At 64.3% G+C, this 17,808-nt stretch carries 17 protein-coding genes and 1 riboswitch; of the genes, 5 read left to right on the top strand and 12 right to left on the bottom strand.

Translation table 11 applies throughout. The annotated features are described in order from the left end of the window. Positions 1 to 170: 170 nt before the first annotated feature. From glyS to BMX04_RS14370, 3 genes are read right to left on the bottom strand one after another with little or no spacing between them, the layout of a single operon-like run. Positions 171 to 2,459 (bottom strand): glycine--tRNA ligase subunit beta, encoded by a 2,289-nt coding sequence (gene glyS, locus BMX04_RS14360; RefSeq protein WP_074787616.1) that lies wholly within the window; start codon positions 2,457 to 2,459, stop codon positions 171 to 173. 5 nt (positions 2,460 to 2,464) lie between these two features. Continuing rightward, on the bottom strand, positions 2,465 to 2,989 hold the full coding sequence (locus BMX04_RS14365; protein ID WP_074787617.1) for a DUF6446 family protein: 525 nt from the start codon (positions 2,987 to 2,989) through the stop codon (positions 2,465 to 2,467). Beyond that, complete coding sequence (locus BMX04_RS14370; protein ID WP_074787618.1) at positions 2,989 to 3,918, bottom strand: glycine--tRNA ligase subunit alpha; 930 nt, start codon at positions 3,916 to 3,918, stop codon at positions 2,989 to 2,991. Before BMX04_RS14370 ends, BMX04_RS14365 begins: the two co-directional genes overlap by 1 nt. Positions 3,919 to 4,086: 168 nt before the next feature. On the opposite strand from BMX04_RS14370, the gene BMX04_RS14375 reads away from it, so the two are divergent. Further along, positions 4,087 to 5,856: a serine protease gene (locus BMX04_RS14375; protein WP_074787619.1), complete on the top strand. Its 1,770-nt coding sequence runs from the start codon at positions 4,087 to 4,089 to the stop codon at positions 5,854 to 5,856. Positions 5,857 to 6,002: 146 nt separating this feature from the next. Continuing rightward, the gene (locus BMX04_RS14380) at positions 6,003 to 6,275 is read left to right on the top strand and encodes a hypothetical protein (RefSeq protein ID WP_074787620.1); all 273 of its coding nucleotides are present in this window, start codon (positions 6,003 to 6,005) and stop codon (positions 6,273 to 6,275) included. Positions 6,276 to 6,534: 259 nt separating this feature from the next. On the opposite strand, the gene BMX04_RS14385 is transcribed toward BMX04_RS14380, so the two are convergent. From BMX04_RS14385 to metZ, 6 genes are all read right to left on the bottom strand, one after another. Continuing rightward, the gene (locus BMX04_RS14385; protein ID WP_074787621.1) at positions 6,535 to 7,983 is read right to left on the bottom strand and encodes a TrkH family potassium uptake protein; all 1,449 of its coding nucleotides are present in this window, start codon (positions 7,981 to 7,983) and stop codon (positions 6,535 to 6,537) included. Positions 7,984 to 8,048: 65 nt separating this feature from the next. After that, the gene (locus BMX04_RS14390; RefSeq protein WP_074787622.1) at positions 8,049 to 8,276 is read right to left on the bottom strand and encodes a hypothetical protein; all 228 of its coding nucleotides are present in this window, start codon (positions 8,274 to 8,276) and stop codon (positions 8,049 to 8,051) included. 174 nt (positions 8,277 to 8,450) lie between these two features. After that, positions 8,451 to 8,675 (bottom strand): hypothetical protein, encoded by a 225-nt coding sequence (locus tag BMX04_RS14395; protein WP_074787623.1) that lies wholly within the window; start codon positions 8,673 to 8,675, stop codon positions 8,451 to 8,453. A 126-nt stretch (positions 8,676 to 8,801) separates the two neighbouring features. Next, entirely contained in the window at positions 8,802 to 9,692 is an 891-nt protein-coding gene (locus BMX04_RS19130) for a transcriptional regulator (protein ID WP_139194570.1), read from the bottom strand. Between the two features lie 191 nt (positions 9,693 to 9,883). Further along, positions 9,884 to 10,984: a GTP cyclohydrolase FolE2 gene (gene folE2, locus BMX04_RS14405; protein ID WP_074787625.1), complete on the bottom strand. Its 1,101-nt coding sequence runs from the start codon at positions 10,982 to 10,984 to the stop codon at positions 9,884 to 9,886. Between the two features lie 123 nt (positions 10,985 to 11,107). After that, a complete protein-coding gene (gene metZ, locus BMX04_RS14410; RefSeq protein WP_074787626.1) occupies positions 11,108 to 12,292 on the bottom strand; it encodes an O-succinylhomoserine sulfhydrylase in 1,185 nt (394 codons plus the stop codon). Between the two features lie 57 nt (positions 12,293 to 12,349). Beyond that, a riboswitch (SAM riboswitch) is annotated at positions 12,350 to 12,428 on the bottom strand. Between the two features lie 113 nt (positions 12,429 to 12,541). Here metZ and BMX04_RS14415 point away from each other — a divergent pair. Together BMX04_RS14415 and BMX04_RS14420 are read left to right on the top strand one after the other, a co-directional pair. Further along, positions 12,542 to 13,483, top strand: a complete 942-nt coding sequence (locus BMX04_RS14415) for an alpha/beta hydrolase (RefSeq protein ID WP_074787627.1) — start codon at positions 12,542 to 12,544, stop codon at positions 13,481 to 13,483. Positions 13,484 to 13,512: 29 nt separating this feature from the next. Next, complete coding sequence (locus BMX04_RS14420) at positions 13,513 to 14,172, top strand: glutathione S-transferase family protein (RefSeq protein ID WP_074787628.1); 660 nt, start codon at positions 13,513 to 13,515, stop codon at positions 14,170 to 14,172. A gap of 227 nt (positions 14,173 to 14,399) precedes the next feature. Here BMX04_RS14420 and BMX04_RS14425 read toward each other — a convergent pair whose 3' ends face one another. Next, entirely contained in the window at positions 14,400 to 15,008 is a 609-nt protein-coding gene (locus tag BMX04_RS14425; RefSeq protein ID WP_050661083.1) for an inner membrane-spanning protein YciB, read from the bottom strand. Positions 15,009 to 15,049: 41 nt separating this feature from the next. Further along, positions 15,050 to 15,952, bottom strand: coding sequence for an EamA family transporter (locus BMX04_RS14430; RefSeq protein ID WP_074787629.1), 903 nt, complete (start codon positions 15,950 to 15,952; stop codon positions 15,050 to 15,052). Between the two features lie 66 nt (positions 15,953 to 16,018). On the opposite strand from BMX04_RS14430, the gene BMX04_RS14435 reads away from it, so the two are divergent. After that, complete coding sequence (locus tag BMX04_RS14435; RefSeq protein WP_244888560.1) at positions 16,019 to 16,498, top strand: MgtC/SapB family protein; 480 nt, start codon at positions 16,019 to 16,021, stop codon at positions 16,496 to 16,498. A gap of 24 nt (positions 16,499 to 16,522) precedes the next feature. Here the strand turns inward: BMX04_RS14435 and ftsY are convergent, their stop codons facing one another. Next, entirely contained in the window at positions 16,523 to 17,752 is a 1,230-nt protein-coding gene (gene ftsY, locus BMX04_RS14440) for a signal recognition particle-docking protein FtsY (protein WP_074787630.1), read from the bottom strand. Between the last annotated feature and the right edge of the window lie 56 nt (positions 17,753 to 17,808).

The following is a 17,808-nucleotide window of genomic DNA, read 5'->3' on the forward strand; positions in this document are numbered from 1 at the left end:
CATACGCCGCGCGGCGTGCAAGGCAAGGGAAAGGATAACGGATATGTGACAGGGGCGCTCCCCGTCATCCTCGGGCTTGACCCGAGGATCTATCGACGGGCCCACGCGACAGTCATGAGAGATCCCCGCCTGCGCGGGGATGACGGAGGTATGGAGGCGACCGGGTCGCCCTACCCCTCCACGCGGGTGAGGTCGGCGGCCTGCAGGCAGATGGTGCGGATGCGGCTGAGCAGGTTGAGACGGTTGCGTCGCAGCACCTGATTGTCGACATTGACCTGCACCGCCTCGAAAAACGCGTCAACAGCCGGGCGCAGGGCGGCCATGGCGCGCATCGCCCCGGCGAAATCCTCGGTCTTGAGGGCCTGCGTGATCTGCGGCTCTGCGGTGTCGAGGGCGGCGAAAAGCGCCTTTTCCTCGTCGGTCTCGGCAAATTTCACATCCGCGCCGAAGGAATATTCGACGCCGTCTTTTTCTTCGGCCTGCGTGAGGATGTTGTTGGCCCGCTTGAACCCCTGCAACAGGTTCTCGCCATCGTCGGTCTTAAGGAAGTCCCCGAGCGCACGGGCGCGGTGGACGAGCAGGGTGAGATCGTCATTGCCCTCCATCGCAAGGCAGGCGTCGATCACGTCATGGCGCAGGCCCTCGTCCTTGAGATGGACCTTGAGGCGGTCGTGAAGGAAGGCGAGGAGATTTTCGTCTATTAAGTTTGTATTCTTAAGAGTGATGTCAGGGGGCTGCGTCCCTTCCGCAAGAGCTATTGCAGCCTGAGTTGTAATGCCTCCCGGCGCAGAAATTGCAACGCGCGAAAACTCAAAGCTGCTGAAATCTGGCCTCATTCCGGGAAACGCCTCTGCGGTAACTGCAAAAGAGGACTCATCGTCCAATACAAACAAAGCCACACGATCTTGATTAAGAAATTCAGTGATCGCCACCCCCGTCCACTCCTGAATTGTATCTTTCAGGTTCAACCGAACGCTACCCCCCAACACCAACCGAATAACCCCCAACGCCGCCCGGCGCAGCGCGTAGGGGTCTTTGGAGCCGGTGGGTTTCTCGTCAATCGCCCAGAAGCCGGTCAGCGTGTCGATCTTGTCGGCCAGCGCCACGGCGATTGAGACCGGGGCGGAGGGCACGGCGTCGCCCGGCCCGAGGGGCTTGTAATGCTCCTCGCAGGCCTCGGGCACGCCGTCGTCATGGCCTGCGGCCTGCGCGTAATAGCGCCCCATCAGCCCCTGCAATTCTGGGAATTCGCCGACCATTTCGGATTGCAGATCGGCCTTGGCCACGCGCGCGGCCTCGGCGGCCAGATCGGGCTTGGCGCCCACCAGGGGTGCGATCTCGCGCGCGAGTGCGGCGATGCGCGCCACCCGGTCAGCCTGTGATCCCAGCTTGTTGTGGAAGGTGACGTCGCGCAGCCCTTCGGCCATGCCTTCGAGACCCCGCTCGCGCACCGTGCGCAGGTCATTTTCCCAAAAGAATTTTGCGTCACTAAGACGCGCCGCCAGCACCTTTTGGTTGCCCGCCAGGATGGTCGCGCCGTGGTCCGCCGTCTCGACATTGGCGACGGTGACGAAGCGTTCGATGCGGCCGGTCTTGGGGTTGCGGACGCTAAAGAACTTCTGATGTTCCTTCATCGAGGTCTGCAACACCTCTGGCGGCAGGTCGAGAAAGGCGTCGTCGATGCGGCCCATCAGCACCACGGGCCATTCCACCAGCCCCGCGACCTCGGACAAGAGCCCGCGATCCTCAACCACCTCAAACCCGGCGGCGAAGGCCTGATTTGTGGCGTCCTGCCAGATCGCCTCGGCCCGTTCAGCGGCATCCAGCACCACATGCGCGCGCTTGAGACGGGCGGCGTAATCGTCGAACGAGGTCACGGCAAAGTCATCGGGGGCCATGAAGCGGTGGCCGCGCGTCGTGTTGCCCGCGCGGATGCCGTCCACTTCGAGATCAACCACCTGCGCCTCGCCATCGTCACTGGTCAGGATGCAGAGAATGCAATGAAGGGGGCGCACCCAGCGCAGGGAGCCCGCGCCCCAGCGCATCGACTTGGGCCAGGGGAAATTGCGGATGAGCTTTTCCAGCTCCTCGGCGACGATCTGCGCCGCGGGGCGTCCGAGCCGGGTGAGGGTGGCAAAATAGACCTGACCCTTTTTTTCGTCGCGGATTTCGAGATCGTCGCGGGTCACGCCTGCGCCGCGCAGAAAGCCCTCGATGGCCTTTTCGGGCGCATCGACGCGGGGGCCCTTGCGCTCTTCTCGGGTGGTGGGGCTGGTGGCAAGCAGCCCCTGCACGGTGAGCGTCAGCCGCCGGGGCGTGGAGAAGGCCGCCGCCCCCGCATAGGTCAGCCCCGCCTCGACCAGCGCATCGGTCAGGCGCGCCCGCAGGTCGTCGGCCGCCTTGGCCTGCATGCGCGCGGGGATTTCCTCGGAGAAGAGTTCGATCAGCAGATCAGGCATGTGGGTCAGTATCCTTGCGGCGGTTCGGGGCAATCCTCGGGGGCGGGCTGGCCGTCGAACACCACCTCGCCGCAGCGGTTGATCTGGTGCCAGACATAGCCCCTGCCGTCCTCGGTGATGGCGACGATGCGGTCGATGCCGTATTGAATGTCTTTTTGGCCGAGAAACGCCAGCGCGCGCCCGTCTTCGAGCGCGGCCCCGAGGGCCTGTGCGTCGAAACAGTCGAACCAGCCGGGGGCATTGAGCGGCTCGGCGCGGTCATAGAGTTCATAGGTCTCGGTGAGCATCGGATGGCTCATCGTGGTGGTGAAACAGGCGCGGTAGCGGATCGGGCTGCTATCGGCGTCGATCGCCTGAAACGCGTCATAGAGCACCGGTTCGGGCGCGCCGGTGGCGAGCGAGGTCAGTTGCACATCGTCGGTGCCGGTGGCCGCCACCTCTTCGTAGAAGTGATAGACCTGCAGATAATAGAGGGCCGCCCCGGCCACCAATGCGGATATCAAGATCGCCCCCGCGAGAAATTTGCCCATTACGCTGCCTGCCCCCCGGCCTCTGTCTGCACGAAGGCATCGGCGCATTTCTTGGCCAATGCGCGCACCCGGCCGATATAGGCCTGCCGCTCGGTCACGGAAATGACGCCGCGCGCATCGAGCAGGTTGAAGAGGTGCGACGCCTTGATGCACTGGTCATAGGCGGGATGCGCCATGATGATGCGCTTGGCGGTCTTGGGGTCGGTGGCCTCTTGCGCGAGGATCGCCTCGCATTCAGCCTCGGCCTCCTCGAAATGGCGCAGGAGGACGTCGGTATTGGCGACGTCGAAATTCCAGCGGCTGTACTCCTCTTCGGTCTGGCGGAAGACATCGCCATAGCTGAGCGGGATGGGCGCTGCGGGATCGTTGAACGGCATCTCCATCACGTGGTCGATGCCCAGCACATACATCGCGAGACGTTCCAGCCCATAGGTCAGTTCGCCGGACACAGGGTGGCAGTCATGCCCGCCGACCTGCTGGAAATAGGTGAATTGCGAGACTTCCATGCCGTCACACCAGACCTCCCATCCCAGGCCCCATGCGCCGAGTGTGGGGCTTTCCCAGTCATCCTCGACAAAGCGGATGTCGTGCAGGGCCATGTCGATGCCAATGGCGCGCAGGCTGCCGAGGTAGAGATCTTGCAGGTCGGGCGGCGAGGGTTTGATCAGCACCTGGTACTGGTAATAATGCTGGAGCCGGTTGGGGTTCTCGCCATAGCGCCCGTCGGTGGGGCGGCGCGAGGGCTGCACATAGGCCGCGGCCCAGGGTTTGGAGCCCAGAGAGCGCAGCGTGGTGGCGGGGTGAAACGTGCCCGCGCCCACTTCCATGTCATAGGGCTGCATTACGGCGCAGCCCTGTGCGGCCCAATAGCTTTGCAGCCGCAGGATGATCTCCTGAAAGCTGCGCGGTTTGTCTGTGGCCTGCGTCATGCGGTCCCCCCGGGATAGGCACCCTGAAATTGCCGCCTTTCTCTAGGCGCGTCGCGCGGCAGGGTCAATCGCGGGGATGTGCATATTTCAGATGCATCGCCCGGCAGTTTTGTTAAAACCCCTTAGAATACTAAATGTTGAATAACCGGTCTTGACCAAGGGAATCTCATGGCGCGTATCGTCCTGGCACTTATTGCCGCAGTTCTGCTCAACCCGATCTTTGCGCATGCGCAGGGCACGCCGCTCACCGATGCCACCGGCGAACCGCTGGTCTGGGTACAGATCGAGGCCCAGCCCAGCCTTGCCGAAGCGCAGCAGAGCGCGCGGCGCTATGCGGGGGATCTGTCGGATGTGAACGGGTTCTCGCTGGGGCGGGGGTGGTATGCGATCGCGCTCGGGCCGTACCGGCCCGACGAGGCGGAGCGCGTGCTCCAGGTCTATCGCCGCGAAGGGGTGATCGCGCGCGACAGCTATATCGCCGAGACCTCGGATTATCAGCGCCAGTTCTGGCCGATCGGGGCGAACCTGCTGGATCAGCCGACGCTTGCCGCGCCGCAAGCCCCCGACGCGTTGCCCGATGATGTTATCGCAGCCCCTGAACCCGCCCCCGCGCCGGTGGACGAAACCCCGCGCGAGGCGCGTGCCAGCGAAAGCCTGCTCAGCCGCGAGGCGCGCGCGGAGTTGCAGGTCGCGCTCAAATGGGCCGGGGTTTATGGCGGGGCCATCGACGCGGCGTTTGGGCAAGGCACGCGCGGGGCCATGGCGCGCTGGCAGAATGAGAACGGCTTTGACGCCACCGGCATCCTGACGACCCGGCAGCGGGCTGCGTTGCTCGCGCAGTACAACGCCGTCTTCGACGGGCTTGGCCTGGAACGCGTGGCCGACAACGGCGCGGGCATCGCAATGACGCTGCCGACCGAGGTTGTGGAGTTCGACCGCTACGAGCCACCTTTCGCGCATTACACCCCGGTGGGGGATCTCGATGCGCGCGTGCTGCTGATCAGCCAGAGCGGCGACCGCAAAACCATGGCCGGGCTATACGACATCATGCAGACGCTGGAAATCGTCCCCGAGACCGGCCCGCGCGGGCTTGAGGCTGACAGTTTCACCCTGATTGGCGAGGGTGCGCTGCGGATATCCCACACGCAGGTCTGGCACCGCGACGGCGAAATCAAGGGGTTTACCCTGATCTGGCCCGCCGGCGACGAGGAGCGCCGCAATCGCCTGATCCAGGAAATGCAGGACAGTTTCGAATGGCTGTCCGGCACGCTCGACCCAACCGAGGGCGCGCAATCGGAGCAGCGTATCGACCTGATCGCCGGGCTTGAAGTGCGCAAGCCGCGTCTGACGCGCTCGGGGTTCTATGTCGATGCGGGCGGCGCGGTCCTAACCACGGCGGACGCTGTGCAGCAATGCGGCCGGATCACCATCGACGAGAGCTACACGGCAACCGTGGCGCTGATTGACGACGCCCTCGGGGTGGCGGTGCTGCAGCCGCAAGAAACCCTTGCCCCGATGCGGGTCGCCACCTTTCAGGAGCTGACACCGCGCCTGATGTCCGAGATTGCGGTCGCAGGCTATTCCTATGGCGGTGTGCTTGGGGGGCCTACCGTGACCTTCGGGCAGGTCTCCGACCTCAAGGGGCTGCATGGCGAGAGCCATCTCAAGCGCCTGGCACTCGCCTCGCTTGACGGCGATGCGGGCGGCCCCGTGCTCGATGCCGGGGGGGCCGTGCTCGGCATGCTGCTGCCGCATGAGTTGGACGGGCGCAGCCTGCCCGACGGGGTCAGCTTTGCCGCCACCAACGGGGCCTTGCAGGACGTGCTGGCGCGCGGTGGAATCTCTCCAAGCAAGACCTCCCGGATCGACACGCTCACGCCCGAATCCCTGACCGACCATGCAAGCGCGATGACTGTTCTTGTGAGCTGTTGGGAATAATTCTCTCTAAACGCCGTCTTCCTGACACGAACCCGACCTGCACCTGCCGCGCAAGGCAGGTGCAATCGGGGTCATGCTGCGCCGCCAATTCGCATGGCCGGTGCAGCCTCAGTCAGAAAAACGGAGTATGAGAGCATGAAAAAGCGATGTTCGCGACCGCAGTCGCCCTGACCACCCTCGCCACCGCCGTCACCGCGCAGACCGCGCAGGGCTATGGCTACACCACCGCGATCAAGGGCGGGACCAGCACGGTCATGCCGCCCGCCAGCCATGCGGGCCAGTGGTGGACCCATCCCAGTGGCTGCGAATATTCGCGCACCGGGCGGCCCGGCGAGGTGGTGTGGTACCTGATCATCAACACCTCGCGCCCCGAATGCCCCACCTATATCGCGACCAAGGGGGGAGCGGACGTGTATTGAGGCGGTTGGGTGATGACGGGGGTGGTTGGCCTGTTGCTGACATTGCAGCACCCCGCGCGAAACGCACCGAAGGTGCCGCGCGATCGCCGGGCCGTCCCGCGGCCTGGCGATTTGATAGGGCGTGCAACGTGCTGAATTACGACTGACTTGGCTGGGATAAAGTGCGGGCAAAAACCGTTGCTTCGCCAGTCCCCGGCCCTGCGACCGCGCGGCACCTTCTGGCGGGGTGCGTATGTCCGCTTCAGCCCAAAACCTACCCTCAGTTGCGCCAGAAGGCCGGCACCAGCAGGACGATCACCGCCAGGACCTCCAACCGGCCCATCAGCATCGCGAGGATCATCAGCGCCTTGGCCGCGTCGGGAAACGCCGCAACCGCCCCCGTCGCGCCCACGGTCTCGCCGAATGCCGGGCCGACGTTGAAAATCGCCGTCCATGCGGCAGTGACCGATTCCATCAGCGGCAGGCCGGTCATCTCCAGCGCTACTGAGAAAAAGCCGAGCGACAGGATGTAGCAGGTAAAGAGCAGCATCACCGATTGCAGCACCTCGTCCTCGACGCGCCGTCCCTCATGGCGCAGGACCATGACGCTGGAGGGGTGAAAGATCCGCCGCGCCTGCTGGCCGAGCGCGCGCAGCATCAGCTGGTAGCGGAAAATCTTGATCGCGCAGCCTGTCGAGCCGGTGCAGCCGCCAATGGCCCCCACGGCGATCAGGATGACGAAGGGAAAATTCCCCCAGGCTGTGAGATCGCCATCGGTATAGCCGGTGCCGGAAAAGATCGACACGACATTGAACAACCGCAGCCGCAGGCTTTCCTCGTCGAAACGGCCATTCACCGCGAAATCATAGGCCAGCACAAGCGCCACGGCGTAAAATATCCAGCGCAGATAGGTTTGCACCTGCGTGTCATGCAGGATCGGGCGGATATGCCCCTGCACCCCCTGCATCATCCGCACGAAGGGCAGGGTCGCGAGGATCATGAAGATCACGCAGGCATATTGCGGCGCACCGGGAAAGGCGGCGAAGGAGGCGTCCTTGCTCGAAAACCCGCCGGTGGAGACGGTGGTCAGCGCATGCACTGTCGCCTCAAAGGCGCCCATTCCCAGCACCAGATAGGTCAGCGTGCAGATCAGAGTGAGGCCGAGATAGACGTTGAGTACCCCCTTGGAGATGTCGATGGTGCGCGGCAGCGCCTTGCCGAACGTGTCGAACCCTTCGGAGCGAAAGAACTGCATGCCGCCCACCCGCATTTCGGGCAGGAACACCAGCGCCACGATCACGATCCCGAGGCCGCCCAGCCATTGCAGAATACCGCGCCAGAGCAAGAGCCCCTTGGGCAGATCGTCGAGCCCCGCGATCACCGTCGTGCCGGTGGTCGTGACACCCGACATCGATTCGAAGAACGCGTCGATGAAATGCAGGTCGGTCTCGCCCAGCATGAAGGGCAGCGCGCCGAACAGCGGCAACATCACCCAGACCAGCGTGGTCAGCAGAAACGCCTGCTGAATGGTCAGCCCCTTGCCCACGGAATTCTTGCACGCGAGCGCGACGAGCGCGCCCATCATGCAGGTCACGATCATGCTCTCGGCGAAGACGGGCCAGTGCTCGCGCCCCTCGGCGATATCCACGAGCAGCGGCAACGCCATGGTCGCGCCCATGGCGGTGAGCATCAGGCCAACAAGGTATCCGACGGGACGCACATCAAACATGACGCGCAGAGTTGGCGTTGCTTCGCGAAACTGTCAAGCGTGATAGAGACGCCTGTCGTGCGACCTCAGTCCGGCAACAGGTCTTCGAAGACGAAAGCCGGGATATCAGCACGGCATAATCCCATCCCGGCCAGTTCCGAAGCGCTCAGGCTATGCATTCGGGCCACGCTCAGCAGGCGCTGACGGGTCAGCATATAGGCATTCATGCCCGGTGCGCGCTCTGCCATGAAAAGATCCAGATCACGCCGCCATGTCGGCGGCAGAAATCGGGTCGTCAGGTCGGTCTCGGCCATTGGGTCCCCTTTCCTTGGATCGAACGGGTCCCTCCCTGAGATCAGCATACCGCATCGCGCTGCGAAATGCGCGCGGGCGTATCCGGTATGCGCGAGGTGTTGCTGCAATGCAGCATGACAAAGGCCCCGACAGCGAGACGCCGACGGAGCCCGAACAGGTCTGCGTTTCACAGGTCAGGCGTAGAACAGATCCTTGAAGACGTGATACGCGATCTGGTCACGGCGAATGCCCATGCGGTCGAGTTCCGCATCGCTCTTCGCTTCGAGCGCCTCGATCTGGTCGCGCCGGGACTGGACCCGTGCCTGCGCGTTGATCCCGCGCTCAAGCGCCGCGATGAACCGGGTCCAGACGCCATTTTGCGGCGCTGCTGCGGTGATGTTGGTGGTGATATTCGCCATTTGGAAACCTCACAGTCTAAGTGATCCGTTTCCTCCCTATGGCGAAGTTAGGTCAGCGCCGTTGACATGACTAGCGCCAAATTGGAATGGCCGGGTTGCGCCTGACGCATCCCGGCCTGCAACATGTTATTCTGCATCGACTTTCTTGGACGTGTCCGGCATCGCAGGCGGGTTCGAAGGCGCGCGCGGACGCTTGCTCTGGGCCGGTGTCGCCGCCTGTTCGGGCGTTTTGGTTTCGGGCGCGGGTTTGGCTGCAGGCGCGGCTGCGGCGGGCTTGGCCGGAGCCGGTTCTGCCGCTTTTTGCGGTGCGGGCTTGGCCGGAGCCGGTTGCGCAGCTTTCGCCGGTGCGGGCTTAGCCGGAGCCGGTTGTGCGGCTTTCGTCGGTGCGGGCTTGGCCGGAGCCGGTTGCGCGGCTTTCGCCGGTGCGGGCTTGGCCGAAGCCGGTTGCGCGGCTTTCGCCGGTGCGGGCTTGGCCGGAGCCGGTTGCGCGGCTTTCGCCGGTGCGGGCTTGGCCGAAGCCGGTTGCGCGGCTTTCGCCGGTGCGGGCTTAGCCGGAGCCGGTTGCGCAGCTTTCGCCGGTGCGGGCTTGGCCGGTGCGGGCTGCGCTTCTTTTTTCGGTGCAGGTTTCGGGGTCGATTGCGTGGCTTTCACCGGTGCGGCGGCTTTGGCAGGCTTTGCAGCCGGCTTGGGTGCTGCCGGTTTCGGCGCAGCGGCCTCGGGCTTTTTCGCCGCAGGCGTGGCCTTGGGTGCAGCGGAGGCAGGCGTCGCAGTTTTTTCTGCAGTTTTGGGCGCGGGTGCCTTTGCCTTGGCGACCGGCTTGGCGGCTTTCGGCTTGGGCGCGGGTTTGGGTGCGGGATTCGCACTGACCGAACGCGATTTCGTGAGCATGGAAAACGAACTTGCCTGCAACGCGGCCTCGCCAAAGACCTGCGCAACACGCAGATTGCTTTCGATCATGTAGCCGGTCAGCCGAATCCCGGCGGCAGAGAGTTTGAGCGGCAGATCGGGTGCAAGCATGGTCGGTATCCTTTTCATCGAGATGCGTCCCCGCAGTATCGCAGGCAGGTGACATGAGTGTAACGCGCGCACGATGCTGCGTTGCAGCAATTTGACCAAAGGTCAAATCACAAAAGAGCCTTTGCGCAGATATCCGCTGAAAATCCGGCCTGAACGCCCGAAAACCGGGCATTCAGCGCATATCAGGCCTGTCAGCCGCCGTGAACCAGAGTTTGGAACAGACGCGGATCAAGGCTCTGGGCGGCGAATGTCTCGCCCTCGGTCAGGACGCTGACGGCATCATGGCTGTGCAGGCTTTCCTGATGGCTGGCCACGACGCGGAAATCTCCGATGCGCGGGTCAGCCAGAAGCTGTTCGCAAAAGAGCCGCGCGGCATCCTCGACAAAGATCGCGTTGGCGGCGTTCAACTCGGCGAAGGCCTGTTCGTCCTCGCGCTTGACCATGACCTGCGTTTCGGTGGGCACGGCGCGGCGGGCGAGTTCGATGATATCCTCGAACCAGAGGCAGTCGCCCTCGATCAGTTCCACCGAAATCCGCGCGACCGAGCGCTGCGAATGCGGCGTCGCCAACTGCCCGCGCGTGGCGCGCGCATGCTCGCTCAGTTCGAGCGAACAGGGGCAGGTCGAGGAATAGACGAAATCGAGATGCATGAACTTGCGCTTGACGCCAGCCTGTTCGACCAGCTCAAGCGCGATGTCGTAATACTGATACCCCTCTAGCCCTGAGCGCAGGGATTGCACCTTCATCGGGTAGGAAATCCGCATCTGAAGCCGGGCGTCGAGGCTATCGAGATCGGTGATGTAGTCGGCCAATGCCGCCTCCATCACTTCGAAGCTGAAGGTCTTTTCCGCGTGCTTGTAAAAGCTGCGCATGATCCGGGACATGTTGATGCCCTTCTTGCCCGCCTCAAGGCTGACGGTGCCGGTCACCGAGGTCTCCAGCGTCAGATCGCCGTTGTCGCGGGCGTGAAAGCGGATCGGCAGGCGGAAATTGGAGATGCCCACATGCTGCAACTGCTGCTTGGTGCCGCGGATCAGCGAGGCCGGGCCATTCTGCAGGTCGGGCAGCGACGCGCGGTAGGCGTCGGTCACCTCGAAGCCTTCGGGATAGGTGCGCGACAGGGCCGGGTAGTTCGACATCTCAGCGTCGGGCAGCAGACGCGCGATCGCGGGATCGAGATCGGCCACCTCTTCGGGGCTTGCCGTGCGGGCCCAATCGCGCAGCACATCGAGCGCCGCTTTCGCCGCATCGCGGTCAGGCGTCGGGTTCATCTCGGACGGATGCATGTTCATGGCAAAGGCTCCCTCTCCGCGCCGCCAATCCCTTACATAAGGCATTGGCACGGGAATTGCTATTATCGGAGGATTTACGACAAAAGCGGCACGGCGGATCATTCTTATCCCGTTGTTTTCGCTTTATCCGCTCGCGTCGAGCGCGCGGGTGAGATCTTCGATCAGATCGTCTGCATCCTCCAGCCCCACGCTCAGGCGCACCAGGCCGGGCGTGATTCCAAGCTGCGCCTTGGTCGCGTCGGGCAGGCGTTGATGGGTCGTGGTGGCGGGATGGGTCGCGATGGACTTGGCATCGCCCAGGTTGTTCGAGATCAGGACGATGTCGAGCGCATTGAGAAACCGGAACGCCGCCCCCTGCCCGCCCGCAAGATCGAGCGCCAGCACCGTGCCGCCCTGCCCCATCTGCGCGGTCACAAGATCATGCTGCGCGTGGCTGGGATGGCCGGGATAGATCACGCGGGCGAGGCGCGCATCGCCCTGCAACGCATTGGCGATCTGCAACGCAGTCTCGGCCTGCGCGCGCACCCGCAGATCAACCGTCTCGAGGCCCTTGAGCATGATCCAGGCGGTAAACGGCGACATCGAGCCGCCGGTATGTTTCATGTAAGGTTCCACCGTGCCGCGAATGAACTCGCGCGTGCCGAGGATCACGCCGCCAAGCGCGCGCCCCTGCCCGTCGATATGCTTGGTCGCGGAATAGATCACCACATCCGCCCCCTGCTCGACCGCGCGCGAAAAGACCGGCGTGGCAAAGACGTTGTCGACGAGGACCAATGCGCCGACAGCATGGGCCAGTTCGGCCACGGCGCGGATATCGACCACGGCGAGCGTCGGATTGGAAATCGTCTCGAAGAAGACCGCCTTGGTGTCGGCGCGAATCGCCGCGCGCCACGCGTCGATATCGGTGCCATCGACAAAGGTGACCTCGACGCCGAAGCGCGTCAGCACCTCTTCCAGCACATAGAGACAGGAGCCGAAGAGCGCCCGCGCGGAGACCACGTGATCGCCCGCCCGCAGCATCGAGGTGAGCGCGCCCGACACCGCCGCCATACCGCTTGCGGTGGCAAAGCCGTCCTCGGTGCCTTCGAGACCGGCGATGCGGTCCTCGAACATCGCCACGGTCGGGTTGCCGTAACGGGCATAGATGAACTCGTCGTCACCGGCCTTGATGAACCGCGCCTCGGCCGCCTCGGCGCTGTCGTAGACAAAGCCTTGCGTGAGAAAGATCGCCTCGCTCACCTCGTTATACTGGCTGCGCCGCGTGCCGCCATGCACCAGCCTGGTGCGTTTCTTCCAACTGTCGCTCATGTTTCGTCCTCCGGGCGCAGTCGCCCACAAAAAAAGCCCCGACGCGGCCAAGCGAAAGGGGGCTTTCTCCTGACCTCTTTAGCGGATGTGTTTAACGTGGCCCGCAATCCGGTAACAAATCGCCACGCGTGCCGATTACTCCTGCGGGCGGGTTTCGTCAACACTGTCACGCAGGTTTAACGCAAACGTCACCGTGGCTTCGTATGTCGTCCCTACATCCCATCCACAAGATATAGTGGGGTCAGGGATATGCCGCTCATTCATGTCAATGCCGGGCGAGATGGCCCCGATCTTCATGACCGGCCGGGTCTGATCGGACAGTACCTGCCGGACCTGCTGGCCGGGGACGGTCCGGTGATCCTCATGCTGCACGGCTACAAATACGCCCCCGGCCATGCGCGCGAATGCCCGCATCGGCATATTCTCTCGGCCTCGCCGCAACGCGAGTGCTTCAAGGTGGTCAGCTGGCCGCGCGGTCTGGGTTTCGGCGCGGGGCACGACGATGAGGGGCTTGGCATCGGCTTTGGCTGGAATGCGCGCGGCACGCTCTGGCAGGCCTATGCCGAGGCCGCGCATGCAGGCGAACGGCTGGCGCAGCTGGTTCGTTTGATCCGCAGCCACGCGCCTCACCGACCCGTCCATGCCGTCGCCCATTCGCTGGGCGCGCGCGTTCTGCTCTGTGCGCTGCCGCACCTGCCCGAGGGGGCGCTCAGGCGGCTCATCCTGCTGGCGGGGGCGGAGTTTGCGGGCCGCGCCGCCGAGGCGCTCGCCTCGCCCGCCGGGCGCAGCGCCGAGGTGATCAATGTCACCAGCCGCGAGAACGATTTCTACGACTTTCTGCTCGAATGCCTGATCCCCGCGCCCGCGCGCGGCGACCGCAGCCTCGGGCTGGCGCTGCCGGGCGGGCCCAAAGTGCTCAACCTGCAAATGGATCACCCAGAGACCCTGAACGTGCTGCGCCGCGCCGGGTTCGAGGTTGGTGATCCCACGGCGCGCATCTGCCATTGGTCGCCCTATACCCGCCCCGGCGTGTTCCCGATGTATCGCAGGCTGTTGCGCGAGGCCGACACGCTCACGCTTGGGCAACTGCGCGCCGCGCTGCCCGAACATCCCGCGCCGCGCTGGTCGCGCCTGCTGCCGCTGCCGGAGGTCCGCCTGCCCTTGCCATCGGGACGAAAACTGTCATCCTGAGTGGCTGACAGCCCCGACAGGAGGACGCCATGCAGGCCCCGATCAACCTTTATTACTGGCCCACACCGAACGGCTGGAAGGCCTCCATCGCGCTTGAGGAGATGGGGCTGCCCTATCGGTGTCGGCTGATCAATATCGGTGCGGGCGAACAGCACGCCCCCGAATTTCTGGCGGTTTCGCCCAATAACCGCATTCCGGCCATCACCGATCCCGAGGGGCCGGACGGCCGGCCGGTCAACGTCTTCGAGTCCGGAGCGATCCTGCAATATCTGGCACGCAAGACCGGGCGGTTTTACGGCAAGACGGCGCGCGACCGCATCGCGGTCGAGGAATGGCTCATGTGGCAGATGGGCGGTGTCGGGCCGATGGCCGGACAGGCGCATCATTTTCTGAAATTCGCCAAGGACGACATACCCTACGCCAAGGACCGCTACCGCGACGAGGTGGCACGGCTTTATGGCGTGCTGGATCGGCGGCTGGCCGAGACCGAGTATGTGGCGGGCGATTTCTATTCCATTGCCGACATGGCGCTCTGGGGGTGGTGTTCTCTCTGGGAAGGACAGCAACAGACGCTCGACGACAAGCCGCATTTCGCCCGCTGGCTGGATACGGTTGGAGCACGCGAAGGCGTGCAACGGGGCCGCGCGCTCCATGCTGACAAACGACGCGATCCGACGGCGAAGAAGTGAGGGGGCGGGGCGGTGGTTTTCGTTTGGAGCGGACATACAAGATTGCCCGCGCGAAACGCACCGAAGGTGCCGCGGGACGGCGATTTGACAGGGCGCCCTGTGTGTTGAGTTCAGAATGACTTGGCTGGGATAAAGTGCCCGCCACGACCGTCGCTTCGCCAGTCCCCGGCCCTGCGAGCGCGCGGCACCTTCTGGCGGGATTTAAGATCCGCGTCAGGCGACCGCTCTCACGCCCCCTTGTCGTCTTCTTCGGTGCCGTGATCGCGAAACAGGCTGCCTTGCGTCATGAAGAACACAAAGATCGCCGCCGTCAGGCCGAAGGTCTTGAAATAGACCCAGATTTCCTCGGTCTGCGTGCGCCAGATCGCCTCGTTCAACACCGCAAGACCGAAGAAGAACAGCATCAACCGCCGCGTCAGGATCATCCAGCCCTGATCGGTCAGCGGCATGACCCCCTCCATCACCACCTGTAGCCAGGATTGCCCGCGCAGTAGGCCGATGCCCAGAACCCCGCCGAACAGCAGGTAGATCATCGTCGGCTTCATCTTGAAAAAGCGCGGATCGTTGAACCACACGCTCAGCCCGCCGAAGACGACAATCAGAACGGCAGTGACGATCTGCATCCGCGACAGGTGGCCCGTCAGCTTCCACAACAGCGCCATCGAGATCAGAAAGATCGGGATGAACCCGGCGGTGACGACGATGAATCCGTCATAGTCGACCCCACCAATCGTGAACACACGGTCCTTGAGCCACAGATAGGCGGCGAAGAACACCAGCAGGGGCCCGAACTCCAGAACCGGCTTGGCCCATTTGGGCGGGGTTTTCTCGGTCATCGCACTCGCCTTGCCTGTTATGGAACCCGCTTGTCGCGCGTTCATCCGCCAAATTCAACTATGACCGCCCCGGTGGCAATCAACCCCATGAGCGCAATCCGCCGCGGCCCCACGGTTTCCTTGAGCACCAGCCAGCCGATGAGGGCGGCGAAGACCGTCGAAGTCTCGCGCAGCACCGCCGCCTCGCCCACCTTGTCGAGCCGCGTGGCCAGCATGATCGAGCCGAAGGAAAAGAACGCCACCAGCCCGCCCGCCACGCCGCGCAATGCCAGCGGGCCAATCGCGGGGCGCGCCACCATGTTGCGCCACCGCAGCCCGGCAATCGGCAGGATGCTCATCCCGTCGAGAAAGAAGAACCACGCCAGAAAGGTGAAGGGATCGGCCGCCGCACGGATGCCATAGGCGTCATAGGTGGTATAGAGCGCCACGAAGAGCCCCGTCGCCACCGCAAGGCCAAGCGCCAGCGGCATCGTCTCGCGATCCAGCGTCAGCGTGCGCAGGTTGTAGACCGCAAGCCCGTAGATGCCACAGAGCAGCACCGCCACCCCCGTCCATTGTACCGGCGTGAAAAGCTCGCCGAAAATGAGCCAGGCCCCGATCACGGTGAAAAGCGGCCCGGTGCCGCGCACCACCGGATAGACGACCGTGTAGGCGCCCTTGGTGTAGGCCATTGCCTGCAGGATCTTGTAGCCGATGTGAATCAGCACCGCGCCCGCAAAGATCGGCCACATATGCGCCTCGGGCCAGGGCACGACAAAAATCGCGAAGGGGGCTGCCATGATGCAGTAACTGAGGTCGATCGCCCCCCGGCTCAGCCACGGATCATGCCGCCCTTTTTGCAACGCGCCAAAGACCGCGTGCAGGAACGCGGCGGCCAGCGCCAGCACCATGGCAAGGTGACGGCCCGCCTCGGTGCCCTCCAGCGAGATCAGCCAGTCGCTCATGCAACCCGTCTCGCATCATCGCGACGGATCATGCTAGGATCACGGTCAAAACCAAGGAAGGACGGCATGGAACAGCACGTGATGGAGACCATTATCAACGAGCTTTCGGGCACGTTCGGTGCCGTTCCACCGCTCATCGCAGGCACCCGACTGGTCGCGGCGCTTTTGCGCGGTGCGGTGATCGGGGCCGAGCGTGAAAGCAAGCAGAAACCGGCGGGCCTGCGCACGCATATGCTGGTGTCGATGGCGGCCTGCCTGTTCATTCTGGTCAGCCAGCAACTCGCCGCCCTGCCCTTCGGGGCCCAGGATGCAATGCGCGTCGATCCGCTACGCCTGATCGAGGCGGTGACCGCCGGGGTCGCCTTTCTCGCCGCCGGAACCATTTTCACCTCGGGCGGCCAAGTGCACAATATCACCACGGGCGCGTCCATGTGGATGGCAGGCGCGATCGGTCTGGCCTGCGGCTCGGGGCAGATGCCCTTGGCCGCGATGGCGACGGGGATCGTTCTGCTTGTGCTCTATGTGATCCGGCTGGCCGAAAAATAGCAGGGCTTCGGATCTGTCCAACGGTCATCGCGCGTCGAGACCGGTCAGCGCGGCGGCGAACTCCTCGGGATCAAAAGGGGCCAGATCGTCGATCTGCTCGCCGACGCCGATGGCGTGGATCGGCAGGCCGAACTTGTCGGCAAGCGCCACCAGAACACCGCCCCGCGCGGTGCCGTCGAGCTTGGTCATAACGAGGCCCGAGACATCGGCGAGCTTCTGGAAAATCTCAACCTGGCTCAATGCGTTCTGCCCGGTCGTGGCATCGAGCACCAGCAGGGTGTTATGCGGCGCGTCGGGGTCCTTCTTGCGGATCACGCGCACGATCTTGGAGAGTTCTTCCATCAGGTCGGCGCGGTTCTGCAAGCGTCCCGCCGTGTCGATCATCAGAAGGTCGGCGCCATCGGCCTCGGCCTTGGTCATGGCCTCAAAGGCAAGGCTTGCGGGGTCCGAGCCCTCGGGTGCCGTCAGAACCGGCACGCCCGCGCGGTCGCCCCAGATCTGCAATTGCTCGACGGCGGCGGCGCGGAATGTGTCGCCCGCCGCGATCACCACCGATTTTCCGGCGGCCTTGAACTGACTCGCAAGTTTGCCGATGGTCGTGGTCTTGCCCGAGCCGTTGACGCCGACCACCAAAACCACCTGCGGACGCTTGGCGTAGATCGGCATGGGGCGCGCCACCGGCTCCATGATGCGGGCGATCTCATGCGCCAGCAACTTCTTGATTTCCTGCGAGGACAGCCGCTTGCCCATCCGCCCCTCGGCCATGTTGGCGGTCACGCGCATCGCGGTCTCGACGCCCATATCGGCGGTGATCAGCAGTTCTTCGAGGCTTTCGAGCATGTCATCGTCGAGCGCGCGGCGGGTGACGACCCGCTCTTCGCCGCGCCCCAGAAGCCGACCGAGAAAGCCCGCGCGCGGGGCAGCGGCGGGCAGATCATCGGGGATTTCCATGGGCGCGGGGGTGGCGATGGCCTCGGGGGGCGGTTCTGGCACCTCCTGCGGTCGCTCGACGGGCTGCTCTACCGGGGTCGGCGGCGGGGTCTCATCCGGTTGCGGCGGGACAACGGGCGGCTCCGGTTGCGGCTCGGGCTCGGGCCGGGGTGGCGTCGGGGTCTCCGGCTCCGGCTCGGGTTGCGGCTCGGGGCTGGGCGGGGTCTCCGACTCGCCGCCGTCTTCGACAATGGCCTCCAGCCCCTCGTCCAGCTTGGACGAGGATTTGAACAGCCGTTCCTTGAGTTTCGAGAAAAACGCCATGCGCCCTCCGATCCGCGTGTCACCCCTGACCTAATGCGGATCGGCGGGATATGGAA

This window comes from Roseovarius tolerans, from assembly GCF_900109855.1.
In the GTDB taxonomy this organism is placed as follows: domain Bacteria; phylum Pseudomonadota; class Alphaproteobacteria; order Rhodobacterales; family Rhodobacteraceae; genus Roseovarius; species Roseovarius tolerans.